Raw genomic sequence first — 18475 nt, 5'->3', positions numbered from 1 at the left:
CCTGCAATCGGGCAGGATATATGCTCCGGCAATCATGTTTTAGAGAACGAGTAATGGCAGATCCACGCAACACACTCAATCCCCGGGGGCTGAACCTGCACATATACCCTTCAACCCTGGTTGGCGCAGGGCGTGTTCGCAAGGTTGCTAAGAGTATCCATTCAACGGGATGCTTTAGTGAGACTCACGCGGTAGGTATGGGTGGCAAAGACCTTCCCCCTCAAGAAACCGTACAAGGGGAGGTCAAACTCGTTCGTATAGGCCGCTCACTCGGAGGTTCCAAGCTCGCGAAGGCACTTGCATTCGCACTCTGGCAACCGTCAATCTTGTTTAAATACCGAGATAAGAAGTTGGATGCGGTTGCGGCACACAATGTCTGGCTACTTCCTTTCGCATTCCATCTAGCAAAACGTGCGGGTGCTGTTTTCGCCTATAACGCCCACGAGCTGGAAACCGAAAGTATTGCAAGCAAAGGCTTGAAACAGCGGATTGCGAAAGCAATCGAACGGAGATACATCCGTCACGTCGATGTGTTCTCAGTGGTGAACGAGTCCATCGCAGATTGGTACGAGTCAGAGTATGACATCCCTCGTCCTTTCGCGATCACAAATATTCCAGAAGATGATGGCAGCAGTGTAGACCTTCGTACACTACTTAGTATTCCCGACGATAAGTTGCTTTATATTCATCTTGGGCACCTAATGGCTGGGCGTAGTATCCCTGTCATTCTGGAGAGCTTCGCTGAGAACCCTTCAGTACACGTCGTGTTCCTCGGAGATGGGCCTTACCGTTCCGACATAGTTGCTGCATCAAGCAAACACTCCAATATCCACTGGCTTGCACCAGTAGCGCCTGAGTCTGTTGTTGGCTACGCACGTGGCGCGGACGTCGGACTTTGCCTCATTGAGCATTTGAGTCTTTCCGGGAAGCTCTCGACGCCGAATAAATTCATGGAAGCTTTGGCTGCAGAAATACCGTCTCTGTCTTCAGACTTGGTCGAGGTTAGGCGTTACTTAGGCAAACGAGCCAACGATTGGATATTAAGTTCCCCAGAGCAACAGCTGGGGAACGCGTTGTCACGCATCAATAGGGAAAGCATCGAAGAGTTCAAGGATGAGCTCAGACAGCTACCCTCCTGGGATGAGCAGATGCCGCCTATTATTCACGCCTATCGTCAGGCAGTTGAGAAGAGCCAATCACTTGCCTGAGAATACTGAAAAGAAGCCATCAATTGTCCTGTTGTTAACGAGCAATTTTCCTTTCCGAACTGGTGAGGAATTCATCGAAAACGAGATCACTTATCTTTCGAAAGGATTCACTAAGGTCCTCATCGCTCCACTCTCTTATCGGCCTGGAATGTCGCAGACGAGAGTGGTGCCAGAGAACGTCGAGTTGGTTTTGCCTGGAGCCCGCTACCGAACTGCGTCAGACCTCAGAGACATCATTAGTTTCATACTGCGGCATCCCGGACGTTTCTTCTTGTCAATTAGGCGTTCAATTTTCTCCAAGGAGAAGCTGCGCTTCAGGCACATAGACCTTATGTTTGACCTTCATTGCAGCATGCTTGCAGAAAATATCAATGGCGCGCTTTCGAAGAATTACAACGACCCAGAACTCTCGATTATTTACTGCTACTGGTTCCACACTCAGGCCCGTGTCGCAGTCGCACTCAAATCACTAATTCAGTTCCAAAGCACTCCGATAATATCTCGGGGTCATCGTAGCGACATTTACGAGGAAGCACATTTGAACGGGCACCTTCCTCAGCGCAGAATAATGATCACCGATATGAAGAAACTCTATGCGGTATCAGAAGACGGCACAGCGTATTTGAAGGAAAAGTTCCCACGCTTCGCCAAACAAATTGAGACTCGCTACTTAGGGGTAAATGCCGCCACCAATGCTGGAAATCCTAGTTTGCAAAGCAAGCAACTAGTCACATGTTCCGCAATTAGTAACGTGAAACGCCTCCCGCTACTTATCGAAGCTCTTGCCATCCTCCAGAAATCACATCCAGACGTTGTGTGGATCCACTACGGGTGGGGAGAAGGTAGCGCTGTGGACAGTGTGGTTGCTCTCGCGCGGGAAAAGCTTACGCCCGGGAGCTTTGATTTCAAGGGCGCAATTCCAAACTCCGACTTGCGCGCAGTTTACGGCAGTACACCAGCAACAGCTTTTATTAATGTGTCATCTTCTGAGGGGGTGCCTGTTTCGATGATGGAAGCACTTGCCCAGGGACTTCCTCTCATCGCAACTGACGTCGGCGGCTCTCGCGAACTAATTAACACGAAGCTCGGAATGTTTCCTGGATTGTTAAGTAGTGATCCAAGTCCCACAGAAGTTGCCTCAGCAATTCAGGCGCTGTTGGAATCATCTGATTCAGATTATGCGAATTACGTCAAGGCAAGCTTGCTAGCTTGGGAAAGTAAGTGGTCTGCAGAGAGAAACTACTCGAAATTCACGCAAGATATAGCGGGTCTTGCTGGCCCAATCTCCGATTAGGCATGATTGCCTTCGATCAGTATGCGAGGGAGAACGTTCACTTGAGCATTGCGAATTTGTCGCTTGATGTAATTATCCCCGTTCACAATGTTGAACGACCTATCCGACGCTCTGTTTTGAGCGTCATCTCCGCCAAAAATCCTCGAATTCGAGCGCTAGTGATCGCGCACAATATCCCGCGTGAAAGTATACTTAGAAAGCTTAAGGATCTCGACCTTGAGCGGCTCCAAGTCATTGAACATCGTGACGGAGTATTTTCCCCTGCGGGTCCCAAAAATGCAGGTATTGACGCTTCCTCTGCAACATACATTGCCTTTCTGGATTCCGATGATGAATATGAAATCGGTGCACTCGACGCATTTTGCAATGAGCTTCAGTCTGCGTCTAGTCCTGATTTGCTAATCGGTCAGTTAAGGGGCACTTCACAAGGTCGGATTATGGCGCCCCTACCAAGAGTTCGACGTTTCGAGAACCTTGATCCAGTGAAAGACTTGCTAAATAATCGAACCGCACCGATCGGCGTGATGATACGGCGCGAAGTACTCAAATCTACTGGAGCGCCAAGGTTTAGCGAGGGCTATCCAATCGGCGAAGATATAGAACTTGGACTCTACCTGTGGAATCAGACGAGAAGTATTTCATACTCACGGTATGCATCCGGCTACTTGGTACACGAAGATGGAACTGATCGCGTAACCGGACGGACACTGTCCGTAGAAAGCGCCCTCGCTCCGGTCGCCAGGATAGTTCAAATGGATTGGTTTAAGGAACTTTCACCACAGCAAAAGACTGCGGCTTGCGCAAAGCTCATTAAATTTCAGGTTCTTCGCCTGTGCCATCGTTTAGAGTCCGTTGGGCCAATCGGACCCCTCGATCGAGAGGCAGCGCGGAACGTTTTGTGGCTGCTATTGAGAATGTCTCCAAATGCTTTAGGGCTTCTCACTCCGCACGAAGCACGCGCTGCCAGAGTACTTGGCTCTACCGAGAACAATGAATTGGGAACAATTTTCCGTACTTCAAAGATCAGTAGCTTTCTCGATAAGTTCCTAACCCACCGAGTAACGCATATTTTTAACCCTGCGGGAGGCTTGAGGGTCGCAATCCGGTTGATCTTCGTTCCAGCTACGCTCAAACGCTTTCGTCAGCCCTAAGTTAAGCCAGCCAATCGGGCTTGCGCTTCAAACTCAGGGAGTTCCGCAACTACCTCGTCGAAGGTACCTTTAGCAAGGATCTTCCCGCTGTCCAGATAACAGACTTGATCATAGTTACGGATAGTCGATAACCGATGTGCCACTGTGATGAAAGTAACACTTCCTCGAAGCTCATTGAGCGAATCCGTTACGACCTTCTCAGTTGCTGTGTCGAGAGCGCTTGTAGCCTCATCCATCACCATGACAAAAGGGTCAGAATACAGAGCCCGAGCGATCCCTATACGTTGTTGTTGGCCACCAGAAACCGTAGCTCCTCGCTCACCGAGCGCCCTATAAATTCCGGCTTCTCGGTCCAAGAGATCGCTCAAATTGACGCGCTCGAGAACCTCTTCTACCTTGGAAGAATCAAAATCATCATTCCACGTAAGTGCAACGTTCTGGGCAATCGAAGCATCAAATAGAGCCACTCGCTGAGGGACATAACCTACGCGACTGCGCCATTGAGAGATAACACTCTCTAACGGCATTCCGTCGAGTTCGACCGTGCCACCGGAAGCCATACTGAGTCCCAAGAGAATGTCAATCAGTGTTGACTTTCCGGCACCAGAAGGACCAACGAGTGCCAGGCTCGAGCCAATGGGAATTTCAAGGTTGAGTCCGTCGAGAACCTTTGTAGAGGAGCCCGGGTAAGAGAATGAAACTTCACTTAGCTTCAATACAGTTGGATTGGAAGGGAGACTGGACTCATCACGGGCTATCTCTACGCTTTCCCGAAGCGGAAATTGCAGCTCGTTGACTATATCGTTGGCATAGACCGAATTCGACGACGCTTGAGTGATGGAAGCTTGGACGCTGTTCATCGCAGGCATCATCCTAAATCCTGTGGCCGCAAAAAGCGTGAGACCAGTTACAAGCCCTTCAGGCCCACCAACCAAGTATGCGACCCCGCCAACTACAAGGAAGCCGCCAATCAGTGCCGCTTCAAACACGTACTTCGGTACCGCAGATAAGAACGCAACATTCGCCCGAGCTCGAGTAGCTCTACGCCGGTTCCTGCTAATTGTCGCACCGACGTCATCTAATTTACCTCGAAGTGTTACTTCTTTTAACGCATCTATCATCTCAGTGATTAGTGTCGCTACAAGGTAACTAAACTTGCGATTATGATCGCCCGCGCGCCTAGCCTGGGGAGTGATCACAAAGAACATCAATGTCGAGACGGCACCCAAATACAAGAAAGCTGTCAAAGCTGTAAGCGGTTGTGAGACAACAAGAACTGAAAGCGCCCCTACGAACGTAAGCGCGTTGACCGGAACTTGAGAAAGCGGAACAAGGAACCCCATCGTGGTGTTTGCCATTGCAGTGTCGACAAGCCGGGTCACTTCTGCAGTGCTCATCTGAGATCTTCTTGCCCAGTCCGATCTCATATATCGGTCAAATATTCTGTCACCTACAGTCAGCTCGTAACTGGCAAATTTACGAGTGGCTACCCAATGGAGACCGATTGCTAGTACTCCTTTAACAATGAAGAGCACACCAACCGCCACTGCCACCCAAACCGTCATACTTTCGGGGAGGTCCCCAAGCAGCGGGAGGCTAACTGCGTGCCCTGCAGCTAACGCATTTACCGTTAGAAGTACTAGACCCAACGCGACTATGTCCAGCAGAGCTAAGGCTCCAGTTATTAACGAGTATCCTACGAAGAACTTGCGCGCACCAAATGGTAGTACGCGAAAAAGTTTCGACAACGTTTGCCATAGGTTCTTCATGCCTTTGGCCCCTCTTTATCAACCACTTGTGAAGCAACCTCTACGATTCGTTCTGAAACTTTCTTTAGGCTCAGTGCTTCCTTCGCCCATGTCGATACAGCGATACGGCGTTCTATCGACTGTTCCTCTCGTATTAACTCGACCATTGCACTTGCAACTGAAAGTGGGTCAAAATCTACAGCAGTACCGAGAGGTTCTCCACTTAGCTCCACGTTCACAAAGTCTCGAGCTGGACCATTTCCTGTGTACAGTAACTTAGCCCCACAAACTGCAGCCGCGTAGAGTTTGGTAGGGAACGCAAAATCATATCCTGAATTGGGCCGAACGCTAGCAATAGCAACTGTTGCTTGCCGAAGAATTGGGGCAAGTTCTTCAATCTGTTTAGTTGATTCAAAAGTCACCGCGTGCGATATGCCCAATTGATTGACACGCCGAATTAACGAATCCCGTTCCGAACCGCCTCCAATAAATCGGAGTCTTACATCGGGGTAGGTTTTTAGCACCATTGGCATTGCTTCTACAAAAATTTCAGCGCCATGAACCTCCGAGGCGGTCCCTGCATAGACAAATACTCTCGACTCACGCCTAGTCTCACCACTCGTAACCGTAGCTTGCAATGACTTCGACAATCGATCCGTGTCGACCCCGTTACCAACCGTCACTATCGGTGGCTGAACACCGAACTCATGCAATCGTTCAGTGAGGTCCACTGAAACTGAAACGATTTTCGAAGCCCCTCGCATTGCCAACAATTCGACGGCTCTAACTAAACGGAGAATCCATTTAGGGGCGCCCGTCTGGGCCGCTGCATCAGACCATATGTCTGCCGCATAGTAGATGTATGGGATTCTGCGAAGCCCCGAAGCGATCCGCACGAATAGTCCAGTCGTTGGGGGTGGTTCGACTACAAAAATGTCCCTCCGTGCCCCAAATAGGATTCTGAAGAAGATCGGGATATCGAAGCTCAAATACTGCAAATATCCACGTACGTACCCGGAAGAATCTCGCAACACAGGGAAGCGGCGAACCTTATAGGTTCGGTCAGCATCATTTGTCCTAGCCCCACGAGCTGGCTTAACCGTCAAAACATTGACAGTGTGCCCTGACTCTGAGAACGAATTTGCCAATGTTCCCAGCCTAAGTGAAGCTGCACTCGGCTCGGGTTCGAATATCCGTGTAACTATCGCAACGCGCACAGCCGCTCAGGCCCCGGCTCTCACCACTGCGGTTACAGCATTGACAATTCGTTCTAAGTCGGCAGCCGTGAGTGACGGATGTACGGGTAGAGACAGTACTTGCGATGCAGCCCGCTCAGTTTGTGGGAGGTAGAGATCTGGCGCAAACCTAGATAATGACGGCAAACGATGGTTCGGGATCGGGTAGTAGACGCCTGACCCTACTTGATACTCATCTCTAAGCGCTCGTTGAATGCTATCTCTCTCATCTGCATCCACTCGGATCGTATACTGATGGTAAACGTGGACCGCGCCGGACGCCACTTTGGGAACCGTGATCTCAGCCACGTCAGCGAGTGCAGCCGTGAGTGTGTCGGCGTTTTCTTTGCGCTTAGTATTCCAGGCATCAATCTTATTCAACTGAACTCGGCCAATGGCTGCGTGAATGTCCGTCATACGGGCATTGAATCCAATCAGCTCATTAGAATACTGCGTCTCCATTCCCTGATTCCGGAGTAGACGCAACTTCCTCGCAGTTTCCGAATCTGAACAAGCAACCATTCCTCCCTCACCCGAGGTCATATTCTTGGTGGGGTACAAACTGAACATCGCGAAGTGGCCGATCGTACCGACGTTTCGTCCCCTCCAGCTTGCGCCATGTGCTTGTGCAGCATCCTCAAAGATAAGTAACCCATTCTCAGTGGCAATTGCCTCAATTTCTTCGACGAGAAATGGGTGACCGTATAGGTGGACCGGCAAAATCCCACGTGTTTGTCCGGTGATCGCAGCCCGGATCGAAGCGGGATCCAATGTGAAATAATCCGGTTCAATATCGACAAAAACTGGAGTGGCGCCTGTCAAGGCTACAGAATTTGCAGTCGCAGCGAACGTGAATGACGGCACGATCACCTCGTCACCGGGTCCGATACCAGCAGCAAGCAACCCTAGGTGCAGGCCGCTAGTGCCGGAATTCACTGCAACCGATTCCCGCCCGCACACAAAATGCTCAGCAAATTCCTTCTCAAAGCTCGCAACTTCCGGTCCTTGAGCAATGATTCCAGATTGAAGTACCCGGTCAACAGCTAATCGCTCCTCGGCACCGATGATTGGTTTTGCGGCTGGAATGAAATCAGTCACGATGTCTTCTTTCTTGCATGTGAGCTCTACGACCAGGATCTAGTTTAACCAGCACAAAACATAGCCGCCCCAGATACGACTGTCTCAGCCAAGTGCTTTGGTTCAGGCCGAATAACTTGAACCTTCGGGGTTAGGCAACCCACACGCCTTTACCACCTGCGTACATCAGCACACCGTGTTCGAATTCTTGCTTTACTGAACTACCAACTTTAGTTTCGATCCCGACCGGTAGCCCGAGTGAACCTGTAGGGCCACCATTCGCAACATACCAAGTCCGAATAGCCCCGTTGACGGCACCGGCCCCCGTAGCCTCACTGAAGTACGCAGTCCCACGCTCAAACTCCTGGGTCGTAACTCCACCCACGGTTCGATCAGCCTTCAACGGTTCTCCAAGGAACCCCGTCAGGCCACCGGTCTTCCCGTACAGATCACCAAAAGCTTCCCCAACAAATACAACCCCAGTCGGTCCCGTGTAAAACGCGAAGCCGTGTTCGAATTCTTGCTTTACTGAACTACCAACTTTAGTTTCGATCCCGACCGGTAGCCCGAGTGAACCTGTAGGGCCACCATTCGCAACATACCAAGTCCGAATAGCCCCGTTGACGGCACCGGCCCCCGTAGCCTCACTGAAGTACGCAGTCCCACGCTCAAACTCCTGGGTCGTAACTCCACCCACGGTTCGATCAGCCTTCAACGGTTCTCCAAGGAACCCCGTCAGGCCACCGGTCTTCCCGTACAGATCACCAAAAGCTTCCCCAACAAATACAACCCCAGTCGGTCCCGTGTAAAACGCGAAGCCGTGTTCGAATTCTTGCTTTACTGAACTACCAACTTTAGTTTCGATCCCGACCGGTAGCCCGAGTGAACCTGTAGGGCCACCATTCGCAACATACCAAGTCCGAATAGCCCCGTTGACGGCACCGGCCCCCGTAGCCTCACTGAAGTACGCAGTCCCACGCTCAAACTCCTGACCGCTGAAATGAGAGTCCCCGAAACTGCTGCCAATCGGTAAGCCAAGGTAACTTTCAATGTCACCTATTTCGTAATAGAAGTCCCGCATTTGACCATGTAATGCTGCAGCACCCGTCCTGCCCGTATAGTAAGCAGTCGCATTAGAGAATTCCTGGCGAACCACACCTCTCGAAATGACTTCACTTCCCTTCGGGTGACCCATGTAACCGCCAGATCCACCGTTTTCCAAGTAGAGAGTTCTGATAGCCCCATTAACAGTGGAAACCCCGGTGGCTCCAGAGTAAAACGCAGTTCCGCGTGCGAATTCTTGACGGATGAAATTTCCTTCTATGATTTCTTCATCTATAGGAACTCCAAGGAAACTTAGAACCCCGCCAAGCTCCTCAAACTTTGCTCGAATAGCACCATGCACGGAAGCTGCCCCCGTAGCCCCGGTGTAATAGACAGTCGCATTCGCAAATTCCTGTTTGACAGCCCCAGATACTCTTTGCTCTACCCCCACTGGGTAGCCCATGAAACCATTCGGGCCGCCGTGGCTTTCGTAGAGCTCCTTAATAGCACCATTTACAGAACCCGCACCAGTGGAACCGGTGTAATATATCGTTCCCTTCTCGAACTCTTGTTTCGCCCCAGCTGGGAGGCCTGACTCAACGCCCTTAGGGAAACCGAGGTGACCGGCGGGCCCACCATTAGAAAGATATAGGTTTCCAATGGCACCCCTTACAGCCGACACCCCAGTTACAGATGACCAGAAGAAAGTACCCCCGCCAAACTCCTGACGTAGACCTCCATTGACACTCTGGGCTGGCGACACAGGGTAACCGAATATGCTATCCGCCCCACCAAGGCCCTGATAGTAAGAATCAAATGTGGCGTGCACAGCTACACCACGCGGGCTACCAAACCAGGAGGTATAAAAATTATAGAAATTACGATTGCCGTAGGATGAGCACGAATCTCCAGTCCCCCATCCGGCATTTAAAGCAGCTTGGTTCGGGCGGTAAGGAGTGTAAATATAGAGTGCGGCAGTTGCCCAATTCTTGATATAGACCTGTGAGCTACCACAGGCCTGATTGGGATGATAGAGAATAGTGTTATTTCGGAATGGCCTGTAATTAAAACTGTCAGGATTGGCTTTATAGACTTTTAGCTGCCATGCAGCACGATAAACCTGCTGAAAGAAACCACCTTGAGTCGTGTCACAGTTTGCGGTGCCGCCAGGGCCACTGTCCGGACAGGCGTAACCCATCGCCAGGAAATACTGTTGTTCATTTGGCCACGGATCAGTAATCAGGCTCTGCTCTTTCTGCAGCGTAATAAGCAATACCCGTTGACTTATCCCGCAAGCCTTGCCAACCTTCGCAACAATATTTGCGGCTGTTTCTTTGGTGCTACCTGAGTACGCAGCACAGTATGCATTTGCGGCCCGACTCTGAGTCTGAGTGGTGAAGTCCTTGGTGCATTTCGAAGCCAACTGTGTTGGCACCCCCCAATGGACCTTCTTACCCACCTCGTAACCAGGCCTACCCAACCAACACTCTGGAACCTGCTGATTGAGGAAACTCTGGACCTGAGAGGCGCTCATTGCATCGCCATCGTAAAAGAGCGAATCATCAATAATGTTAGTTGCGTCGAAACCGGCTGAGGGATTAGCAGCCTGCGCCGGAACTGCCGATACTCCACCTATGATCACGAGAAGACTGGTGATCGAAGCAAGCACAATCAGCCAAGCATTTCTGCCCATTATTCTCATTCCGCGCCCCTAAATTACCAACACTAAGGTTCAAGCATAACTTGAACAACGAAGTTTTGTTGGAGAATGCCGCTCCGATATTCGAGCACGACATCAGGCCTTAAGATCGGTCTGCAAGAATAAGACACATGATCTCCAATCCCCCGGTCGAACCTACCGGCGCCCGATCGAATCACGATACTTGGGTCATTATCCCCCTCTATAACGAAGCCACCGTAATCGGTGGAGTGATCTTGGATCTTCTCACTGCATTCCCTAACGTAGTTTGCATAGATGATGGTTCACACGATAATTCGGGTCGGATTGCACAAAACGCAGGCGCGCAAGTCGTCACGCATCCGATCAACTTGGGCCAAGGAGCCGCCTTGCAAACTGGTTTTGAGTTTGCACTTGAACGTGACGCCAGGTATGTCGTAACATTCGACGCCGACGGGCAGCATCGGGTCGTTGATGCCGCCGAAATGATAGAGCGAGCACGCAACGAGAATCTTGCGATTGTGTACGGTTCACGTTTTCTAGATGACCGCACCAATCCAGGGATACTGAAGAGAATTGTCCTTAAAACTGCCGTCTGGGTTACGAATGTCCTCACACGAACCAGGCTCACTGATGCCCATAACGGTCTTCGCGTAATTCGCGAAGACGCTATTCGCGGGATCAAATTGCGCCAAGACCGAATGGCTCACGGTACCGAGATTGTTGTCCAGCTCGGTAAGACCAAACTGCCTTACGCTGAGCACCCGGTCAAAGTTCTATACACTGACTACTCGAAAGCGAAGGGGCAATCGTTGCTTAACTCGGTAAACATCCTCGTCGATCTCTTCATTCGTTAGGACTACATCGTGACGATATTCCAGTTTGCACTAATCATCGGCGTAGTCGGTGCAGCAGTATTCGCGATTCGTGTTTTGCCGGGTGAGCGCTCCCTTGCGCTCAAACGTATTCTCGCTTTGCTCTTCGTGGTTGCTGCGATCCTTGCTATCATTTTCCCGAGTACAGTGACCGCTATCGCAAACGTGCTGGGTATCGGCCGCGGTACCGACCTATTGTTGTACGTCTTCATAGTTATGACTTTGATATTTGCAGTAGCAATTATTAGAGCGAAGGCGCGGAGCGACGCTCGTGTCACTGACCTCGCGCGGGCAGTTGCGCTTATCGAAGCACGCACTTTAGAAAAGGAATCACCTTCTCATGGTGATTCTGGTAAATAGATTAAGCCTGCCGCCCACATCACTCGCAGGCTACAAGGCGATACAACTTAGCTTCTCCCTCGACCGCAACTAGATCAACCGCGGGTGAGGAAGCCAACTCTTCCAGACCGGGAAAACGGTGATTACCTCCGTGGACTTCACGATCTCCAAAGTCCAAAACGTATCCGACACCTTCCCGATTTAGTGCGCCGCAAACATCGGGTCTCTCATCTGCCCAGCGTAACTCTTGTACGATCTTCTCTCCGTCTGAATTGAGTTTGGACTGAACATGCGACATAAGAACGTCTCTCTGCCCTAACGCATAGGCCAATGCTGTCCCGGTCCAGGGATTTCCCGCAATAGTGGAGTTCTCTGGGACTAGTTCTGGAAGCATTTCGAGGATCGTAATCTCATCAGCGGTTAACAGCTTAGAATCTGAGTCTGCCGAATAGCTCTTGTTTACGACTGGAACAAACTCAGTCCATCCTGCTGTTAGGTGAATCCCGACACCGCAAAGAACAACAAGGAAAGATCCTGTTAATTTAACTGAAAATCGACTCTTGTAAAGAAGCCATTTACCAAGCCACGTTGCGCCCAAAACAGCCGCCGGAAGCAACGCGATAGCGTACACAGCGGCAAGCCTTGGAGTGTCCGCGTACCAAACGCCTACGGTGAATTGTCGGAGACGCCAGAACGGTATCCCCGCAGCAACAAAGAACGTAAGTGCCCCGACAATCCAGATCCCAACTACTGCAAGATCAGCCGGGCCCCGCCGTCGAAGCGCAACGACTAGCCCGATGATCGCAAGTGCTGCAGCAACAATAGGTAAACCGTACCCTTGCAATGCTAGGGTAAACACTCGTCCCGCTGCTTCCAAGGTCGAGATTCTCGGTGGCCAAGTGTACGACGGCCGGAGCCGCAAAAGCATCAATAACCCAGCAGCAAAATATACTGCAACCCCAAGCAAGCGCTGCAGTTTCTTCTCTTTAGGCAACTGCCTAAAATTAGACCCCGCACTGACTAGTACCAATGGTACTGATAGCGCGAGCGCCGCCATAAAAGCTCCAGGATGAGCAATAAGCATTCCAGGCAAAACTCCTAGAAGCAACACGCAAAGCCCTAGAACCTTAGTTATACGTGCTTCATGTCCCACTCGCAGAATCTGAACCAGCAATGCCAACACCGGCGCTAAGAACAACAGCCCAAAAAAGAAAGGGTAGAGCACGCCGTAATACAACAAGTTGAGCGGAAATGCTGTAAGTCCGGTACACAAAAGTGCCCCTGCATACATGTGCAGTCTCGAATCCCCAATCAATTGACGAATGAGAAGTAAAAGCCCTATCGGCCACACTGCTACCGCGAGTACTAGGTTTAATGCATTGGCAGCAACAGGGATCGAAGCTCCCGTAGAACCAACGACCAGCGAGACAATGAGATTCCACGCATTTGGATAGAAAGCGGTTGAGGCATCTGGCGAAACCAGGCGCCCCGCAACCAGAGGTGAGGCGTTAGCCTCATCCAGTATGAACTCGACTAAGTTGAGATGAAAAATACTGTCATAAGTCTGCGAAATCGATCCAGGGTTCCCAATTGAAATCAGAATAATAAGCGCAGTCGGAACGGCTGCCAATGCCCATGCTGTGACAACTGTTCCGCCCGAGCGATCTGGCAATGAGAATCTGGTACGCAAGACCCCGCGGAGCAATACAACCACCAAGAACCCAATGATCATTGCGATTGAGACTGCGCTCAAGATAGACCATGGAAGTCGAAGTACTGGGGTAATTACTGCAGCAACAACCAACAACGTGGTTGATACCAAAGGGCTCAATGCCGCAGCCCAAAGCCCTCTTAGACCGATCAGATAGGCAACAACTAGCCCGGGGAGAAACAATATCCCGACGCTCGCCGTGATCACTGGAATTGCTTCCATCCAAGACGTCATCTATTGCCCTAAAGCGTAACGTGGGTCCTGAGCGAATCTAGGTTTCGGATTGAATTTCCATGACTCTTTGAGTGCTTTGTACATTCGCCTCCTAACCGGCCGGGCAACTTTGCCTTCGCGCATCTCTCGAAATATGCGTAGGCAGTAAAGCGCGTATGGAATCCGTCCGCGATAGTGAATCAGGAAGGAACCCTGATTACGGGCGCCTTTTTCAAACTTCCAAATATTGGATTCATCGACTTGGCGATAGTTCACTCCAGCATTCACCCCCATGTCATGAACGACCTGGCTCTCGAGCGCAATAATCCCGGCTCCGAAGTGTCCCTCAAGTCGTTTTGTGAATTCCTTGTCATCAAACCAAATGAAATACTCGCCTAGTGGGAGTCCTACCTCTTCTATAGCCCATCGTGGTATCAAAACTGACACAAAAGTGCACTCGGCGACCTTAAATGAATTCAATCCGTCAAGATAAGCTCTCGGCCAATCCCATGTGGTGATCGGATTATTCATTTCGCATAGTGAGCCATCTATGAACTTGACAAGAGAGCACGCAAATGGCACGTCGTAGCCGAGCGCCTGAGATGCTCGATCGCGTTGATCGAGCAAGATCTCAAGAGCACTTGATTCTGGATAGCAGTCGTCATCCATAACCCAGACATAGTCAGCGCCCAGGTTATACCCGTAGGCCATACCGTGTTCAAATCCACCAGCGCCACCTAGGTTCTCATCGAGGTGAAGAACTCGGAGTCTCGGGTCATTGAGGTCATCCAAGTATCCGCGGGTACCATCGGTCGAGTTGTTGTTTACGATTACAACCCAATCACAGCCGTAGCTTTGCGCGAGTACCGTCTCAATCGTCTTTGGCAGCTTACCCAGTCTATTAAATGTGACGATTATGGCTGCTACTCGGCCCGAAAGGTTAGTATGCGCAGGATGGTCAACAATCGGCACCGGGCGTGTATTTGGACGGTTTTCGTCGAAAGACTCTGCCATTAGTGACCTTTCTTACGCGAACTTGGTGAGAGTCGGTATTCAAGAAGATCCAACATCTCAGCCACCCGCAAGCTATCGCGCCGATACTCATCAAGTTCTTGTTCAAGTCTCAAGACGCGAGCCTCAAGCGCGGGGTTTGGGCTCGACGGGAGTAGATTCAATACGCGGCGGGCATATCTTTTGATTCGCTGCTTCATTTCTTCTCCTCAGAGATAGTTGAATTTAGGGAGAACTTCACTCCATACGGATCACGACGTTTTTCGTGTATTGCAGGTGCTAACCGAACCTTGTCAATGGTAATTCCAAAGGGCTCAACAATACGCGCGAGTTCTCCCACGGCCAGTCCACGCGCCGTGGGATTAGGCAAGGCCTCAGGATCAGGTCTTCCATATAGCGTTGCAAATGCACTTCCGCCAGAGCGAAGTGACATACGAATCAGACGCATCGTCTGAGGCCTCGCATGAGTGCCGAGTTGATCGATGAGGTGATTAGCCACCAGGTCAAACGGCCCAACTATATTCGCATCAAGAGGCAAACTGAGTGAATGTGTTCGAAACAGATTGGCATGCATTGCACGATGCCTCTCGCTCACCTGCCTGGTGGTTAAGTCGAGGGCGTACTGTGAATAGTCTGCAGAAACTACTTGTCGACCTTGATTAGCATCAATCAGCTGTTGACTAAGAGCTCCTGACCCACTCCCCAAATTTATGAGCCACTGGGCTTGAAGGTCCGCCTCCTGGGCAAGGATCCAGCTACGCCCCGTAAGCCAAGGATCATCCGAGTGTCCCGCGCCGGATTGATAGTACTCATTCCAGAAATCTCGATCACGGTGGAATGAACCAAACCAGTTCTGAAAGCGACGGATAGTGGGTCTGGGAGTCTCCAAACGGTACCCGGGAATTGGAGTTCGCCAATTCTCATCGTAATTGATGATTAACCACGACTCCGGGTTGGCAGGTGCCGGAAAAGGTCGCCCATCAATCTCAACTGAACTGAACGGCAACATCTGCTCTGGGCTCATCTCGCCCCGAACATGAAATGGTTGGTTGATGTAACCATCTTCTGTAAAGAATGCGGAGAACACGTCAACGTAGTGGTCTAGGTCGCCGTTTTCATTTCGGAAGTAAAGCTGCATATGCGTGGCGCTGTGGCGAACGAGTTCGTACCCAAGTTCGATAAGGTTGCGGCCAATCTCGAATCCTTCAACAGCCACATCAACTGGGTTCGTGAAACGTGAAAAGTAGGCTACATCTGCATCGTCGTCATGTGGCAGCAGTGCTCCTTCTCGAATGGCCCCTAGCAGGGTCCCTCCGACAATGAAGGGTCGAAGCCCCATCCCGGAAAGGTGCTCGATGACCTCTTCTGTTCTATCTAGAATGCGTTCTTGCACTCCCGGGTTACCCAGCTCAAGGGTCTTGCCCAATCTTCCCCACTTGTTGATTGCGAGCGGTATACCGCTGCCATCAAGGATCCGAGCTTCGACATCTGCGTCCGTGAAGCGAGCATCTACAGATGCGATTTCTCGGTGGTCTCTCGAATCTCTGAGCGAAACTCGTGCAAATCCTACGAGATAGGGCCTGATAGGGTCTGGCCAAAGAATCCGCCCATGGGGCGAACCTCTTTGACTGAGATCAATCGACCAGACGCGATCGTTTCCAAAGCAAACGTCAACCGATGGAGTGCCTGATTCAAGGTCGGGAAGTGTGATGCCCGCAGCATCGGCCGTGAAAGTCATCGCATCTCACTCGCAGTAGTAAACATCATGAACACTTCCACCCTCAATGGTAACGATTTGAATCTGATAGTCCGCACCGGACCGGTAGACTCCCGATGTGAGCGCTAGAGCGATTTTAGACAATCCTGAGTTCCGCCGGCCGGGGTCCGGCGGTGGTCTACTCGGTGTTTTCAGACAACGACACTTACTCACACTGCTGCTCAAGAAGGGCGTGGCTACGCGATACCACGGCTCAGCTTTGGGCTGGGTATGGTCTTATATTCGCCCTGCGGCGCAGTTCGTTATGTACTGGCTGGTCATCGAAGTGATTATGGGCGCGAATAAGGGAATGAATCCGTTTCCGGTCTATCTCTTCGCTGGCATCGTTGCGGTAAACCTGTTTAGCGAAGCCTTACGAAATACCACGAGTTCGATTGTTGACAACAAATCTCTCGTTCAAAAAATCTATCTTCCACGAGAACTCTTTCCGATTGCCGCAATTGGAGTGGGGTTTGTGCACTTCCTCCCCCAAGCAGTCCTTCTCTTGCTCGTTTCACTACTTCTTGGTTGGACTATCGGATGGGTTCAGGTCCTGGCATTTGTGGTCGGGATCATCCTCATTCTTATGTTCGCTCTAGGTCTTGGACTGTTCTTCGGTGCAATCAATGTGGCCTACCGAGATGCAAAGAACTTTGTCGACCTCATCCTCATGTTTGCAACTTGGGCATCACCGGTACTTTATTCGTCAGCGATGGTTGCAGATCGCGCACCGAACTGGCTCTACCAGATCTACATGGTGAACCCTATGACGGCCGCGGTGGAACTTTTCCACATCGCATTCTGGGAACCGATCGCGCAGGACCCAATCAGACCAACCGACACAATACTGCACACTTCCATCGCCCTCGCGATTGCCGCCATAACCTTTGTAATTGGCCAGATCACCTTCAGAAAGTTGGAGGGTTCCTTTGCCCAGAACCTTTAGTTCGTCAAACAAACCGGCCATAGTATTCAACGAGGTGCGCAAAACCTTCAAGATAAAGCATGCACATTCGTTTAAACAAGCTTTCATTTCTGCAATTCAGCGGAAAGAGATATCCACACAGTTCAATGCTGTTGATGGGCTCGATTTCGAAGTTCCTCAGGGCCAGTCAGTTGCACTCATGGGTCGAAATGGCTCTGGTAAATCCACCACACTAAAACTTCTTTCTGGAGTTATGGATCCCGACGCTGGCTGGATTCGCACGCGGGGACGCATTGCGGGCCTGCTCGAAGTCGGTGCAGGCTTTCACCCTGATCTCACTGGACGGGAAAACGTCTACTTGAATGCGGCAATTCTTGGGATGAGCAAGGAAGAGACAGATGCCCGCTTTGACGAGATTCTTGCGTTTTCAGAGATCGGTGACTTCATAGACACTGAGGTAAAGAGATACTCATCAGGGATGTACTCCCGACTTGGTTTCTCGGTCGCTGTGCACACTGAGTTGGATACCTTGCTTGTCGACGAGGTCTTGTCGGTCGGCGACGCAGAGTTCCGCTTGAAGTGCGAGCAGCGCATGTTGGAACTCCAATCGCAAGGAAAGACAATGTTTATCGTCAGTCACAATGCTGGTCAAGTGAGGAAGCTATGCGAACGTGGCATAGTTTTGGAACGTGGACGCATCGTGTTTGATGGGACCATCGACGAAGCTATCGTCCGCTTGCAATCTGGCGCCAATGATCTAAAACTCGCCCACCCTGTAAAGGGTGAGATTTATGACTATCTATTGACCAAGCCCGGCAACTTCGGGGAACCATTGGGGCCCCAAGAACGCACGGAAGAGGGAATTTACCAGCTCTTTGAACGGGGAGTAATAACCAGCTATACCGATGACTCAGGCAATTATGTAACTCAAGGCCTAACCCGTGGCCATTTCCTACCCATGTATCTAAAGAACGGCGGCCCTACTGGCCCGTGGGGATTGATCGTTTCTCAACCGCATGGAAACCTTGAAGACCTTGAACAGCGCACGATGCAATTCACTAAGGGTCGAGCCGTGTTTACACTAGATACTGGAATTCATTTCGCCCCTGGACTCGAATAACCCTCAGTCTCAGACCCCGCAGCACACGCGACGGTCTCACTACGAGCCGCAGGCTATTCAGGCTTATCCAATCGCATGCAAAAGGAGAGA

At 50.9% G+C, this 18475-nt stretch carries 15 protein-coding genes and 1 pseudogene; 7 read left to right on the top strand and 9 right to left on the bottom strand.

The window, feature by feature from the left end:
• The first annotated feature begins 53 nt into the window (after positions 1-53).
• Genes H9L06_RS09220 through H9L06_RS09210 form a run of 3 tightly spaced genes read left to right on the top strand, consistent with a single transcriptional unit; the run spans position 54 to position 3653 of the window.
• Entirely contained in the window at positions 54-1208 is a 1155-nt protein-coding gene (locus tag H9L06_RS09220) for a glycosyltransferase (RefSeq protein WP_187554903.1), read from the top strand.
• Positions 1201-2502 carry a glycosyltransferase gene (locus tag H9L06_RS09215; RefSeq protein WP_187554902.1) on the top strand — a complete coding sequence of 434 codons (1302 nt, stop codon included), beginning with the start codon at positions 1201-1203 and terminating at the stop codon, positions 2500-2502. The genes H9L06_RS09220 and H9L06_RS09215 overlap by 8 nt, the downstream gene beginning before the upstream one ends.
• Positions 2503-2543: 41 nt before the next feature.
• Positions 2544-3653 carry a glycosyltransferase family 2 protein gene (locus H9L06_RS09210; protein WP_187554901.1) on the top strand — a complete coding sequence of 370 codons (1110 nt, stop codon included), beginning with the start codon at positions 2544-2546 and terminating at the stop codon, positions 3651-3653.
• On the opposite strand, the gene H9L06_RS09205 is transcribed toward H9L06_RS09210, so the two are convergent.
• The 5 genes and pseudogenes from H9L06_RS09205 to H9L06_RS09190 all read right to left on the bottom strand — a co-directional run bounded on the left by H9L06_RS09205 (position 3650) and on the right by H9L06_RS09190 (position 10450).
• The gene (locus tag H9L06_RS09205; RefSeq protein ID WP_246454350.1) at positions 3650-5050 is read right to left on the bottom strand and encodes an ATP-binding cassette domain-containing protein; all 1401 of its coding nucleotides are present in this window, start codon (positions 5048-5050) and stop codon (positions 3650-3652) included. The genes H9L06_RS09210 and H9L06_RS09205 overlap by 4 nt on opposite strands.
• 368 nt (positions 5051-5418) lie before the next feature.
• Positions 5419-6084, bottom strand: a complete 666-nt coding sequence (locus tag H9L06_RS11810) for a glycosyltransferase (RefSeq protein ID WP_246454349.1) — start codon at positions 6082-6084, stop codon at positions 5419-5421.
• 27 nt (positions 6085-6111) lie between these two features.
• A pseudogene (locus H9L06_RS12065) lies at positions 6112-6618 on the bottom strand (glycosyltransferase); the annotation flags it as partial.
• A 6-nt stretch (positions 6619-6624) separates the two neighbouring features.
• Complete coding sequence (locus H9L06_RS09195) at positions 6625-7734, bottom strand: DegT/DnrJ/EryC1/StrS family aminotransferase (RefSeq protein ID WP_223165192.1); 1110 nt, start codon at positions 7732-7734, stop codon at positions 6625-6627.
• Positions 7735-7864: 130 nt separating this feature from the next.
• Positions 7865-10450: a hypothetical protein gene (locus H9L06_RS09190; protein WP_187554898.1), complete on the bottom strand. Its 2586-nt coding sequence runs from the start codon at positions 10448-10450 to the stop codon at positions 7865-7867.
• Between the two features lie 137 nt (positions 10451-10587).
• Between H9L06_RS09190 and H9L06_RS09185 the strand changes: the two genes are divergently transcribed.
• Entirely contained in the window at positions 10588-11292 is a 705-nt protein-coding gene (locus tag H9L06_RS09185; protein ID WP_187554897.1) for a glycosyltransferase family 2 protein, read from the top strand.
• A 9-nt stretch (positions 11293-11301) separates the two neighbouring features.
• Positions 11302-11670 carry a DUF2304 domain-containing protein gene (locus H9L06_RS09180; protein WP_187554896.1) on the top strand — a complete coding sequence of 123 codons (369 nt, stop codon included), beginning with the start codon at positions 11302-11304 and terminating at the stop codon, positions 11668-11670.
• 19 nt (positions 11671-11689) lie between these two features.
• On the opposite strand, the gene H9L06_RS09175 is transcribed toward H9L06_RS09180, so the two are convergent.
• The 4 genes from H9L06_RS09175 to H9L06_RS09165 are packed head-to-tail and all read right to left on the bottom strand — an operon-like array spanning position 11690 to position 16322.
• Entirely contained in the window at positions 11690-13582 is a 1893-nt protein-coding gene (locus H9L06_RS09175) for a DUF6541 family protein (protein ID WP_187554895.1), read from the bottom strand.
• A gap of 12 nt (positions 13583-13594) precedes the next feature.
• On the bottom strand, positions 13595-14587 hold the full coding sequence (locus H9L06_RS09170) for a glycosyltransferase family 2 protein (protein WP_187554894.1): 993 nt from the start codon (positions 14585-14587) through the stop codon (positions 13595-13597).
• Positions 14587-14784, bottom strand: a complete 198-nt coding sequence (locus H9L06_RS12060; protein WP_382336696.1) for a DUF6752 domain-containing protein — start codon at positions 14782-14784, stop codon at positions 14587-14589. The genes H9L06_RS09170 and H9L06_RS12060 overlap by 1 nt, the downstream gene beginning before the upstream one ends.
• Positions 14781-16322, bottom strand: a complete 1542-nt coding sequence (locus tag H9L06_RS09165; protein ID WP_187554893.1) for a LicD family protein — start codon at positions 16320-16322, stop codon at positions 14781-14783. Before H9L06_RS09165 ends, H9L06_RS12060 begins: the two co-directional genes overlap by 4 nt.
• Positions 16323-16419: 97 nt before the next feature.
• Here H9L06_RS09165 and H9L06_RS09160 point away from each other — a divergent pair, with 97 nt between their 5' ends.
• Together H9L06_RS09160 and H9L06_RS09155 are read left to right on the top strand one after the other, a co-directional pair.
• Entirely contained in the window at positions 16420-17286 is an 867-nt protein-coding gene (locus H9L06_RS09160; protein ID WP_187554892.1) for an ABC transporter permease, read from the top strand.
• A gap of 34 nt (positions 17287-17320) precedes the next feature.
• Complete coding sequence (locus H9L06_RS09155; RefSeq protein WP_246454348.1) at positions 17321-18385, top strand: ABC transporter ATP-binding protein; 1065 nt, start codon at positions 17321-17323, stop codon at positions 18383-18385.
• Positions 18386-18475 lie beyond the last annotated feature (90 nt).

The organism is Leucobacter denitrificans (assembly GCF_014396385.1).
GTDB classification, from domain to species: domain Bacteria; phylum Actinomycetota; class Actinomycetes; order Actinomycetales; family Microbacteriaceae; genus Leucobacter; species Leucobacter denitrificans.
Note: the sequence above shows the minus strand (reverse complement) of the source record. Positions and strands in the feature narration are given on the sequence as shown.

Excerpts from the sequence above, each read along its gene's own strand:
- H9L06_RS12060 (WP_382336696.1), bottom strand. The coding sequence starts at position 14,784 with ATGAAGCAGCGAATCAAAAGATATGCCCGCCGCGTATTGAATCTACTC.
- H9L06_RS09185 (WP_187554897.1), top strand. The coding sequence starts at position 10,588 with ATGATCTCCAATCCCCCGGTCGAACCTACCGGCGCCCGATCGAATCAC.
- H9L06_RS09220 (WP_187554903.1), top strand. The coding sequence starts at position 54 with ATGGCAGATCCACGCAACACACTCAATCCCCGGGGGCTGAACCTGCAC.
- H9L06_RS09190 (WP_187554898.1), bottom strand. The coding sequence starts at position 10,450 with ATGGGCAGAAATGCTTGGCTGATTGTGCTTGCTTCGATCACCAGTCTT.
- H9L06_RS09205 (WP_246454350.1), bottom strand. The coding sequence starts at position 5,050 with ATGAGCACTGCAGAAGTGACCCGGCTTGTCGACACTGCAATGGCAAAC.
- H9L06_RS09165 (WP_187554893.1), bottom strand. The coding sequence starts at position 16,322 with ATGACTTTCACGGCCGATGCTGCGGGCATCACACTTCCCGACCTTGAA.
- H9L06_RS09170 (WP_187554894.1), bottom strand. The coding sequence starts at position 14,587 with ATGGCAGAGTCTTTCGACGAAAACCGTCCAAATACACGCCCGGTGCCG.
- H9L06_RS09175 (WP_187554895.1), bottom strand. The coding sequence starts at position 13,582 with ATGGAAGCAATTCCAGTGATCACGGCGAGCGTCGGGATATTGTTTCTC.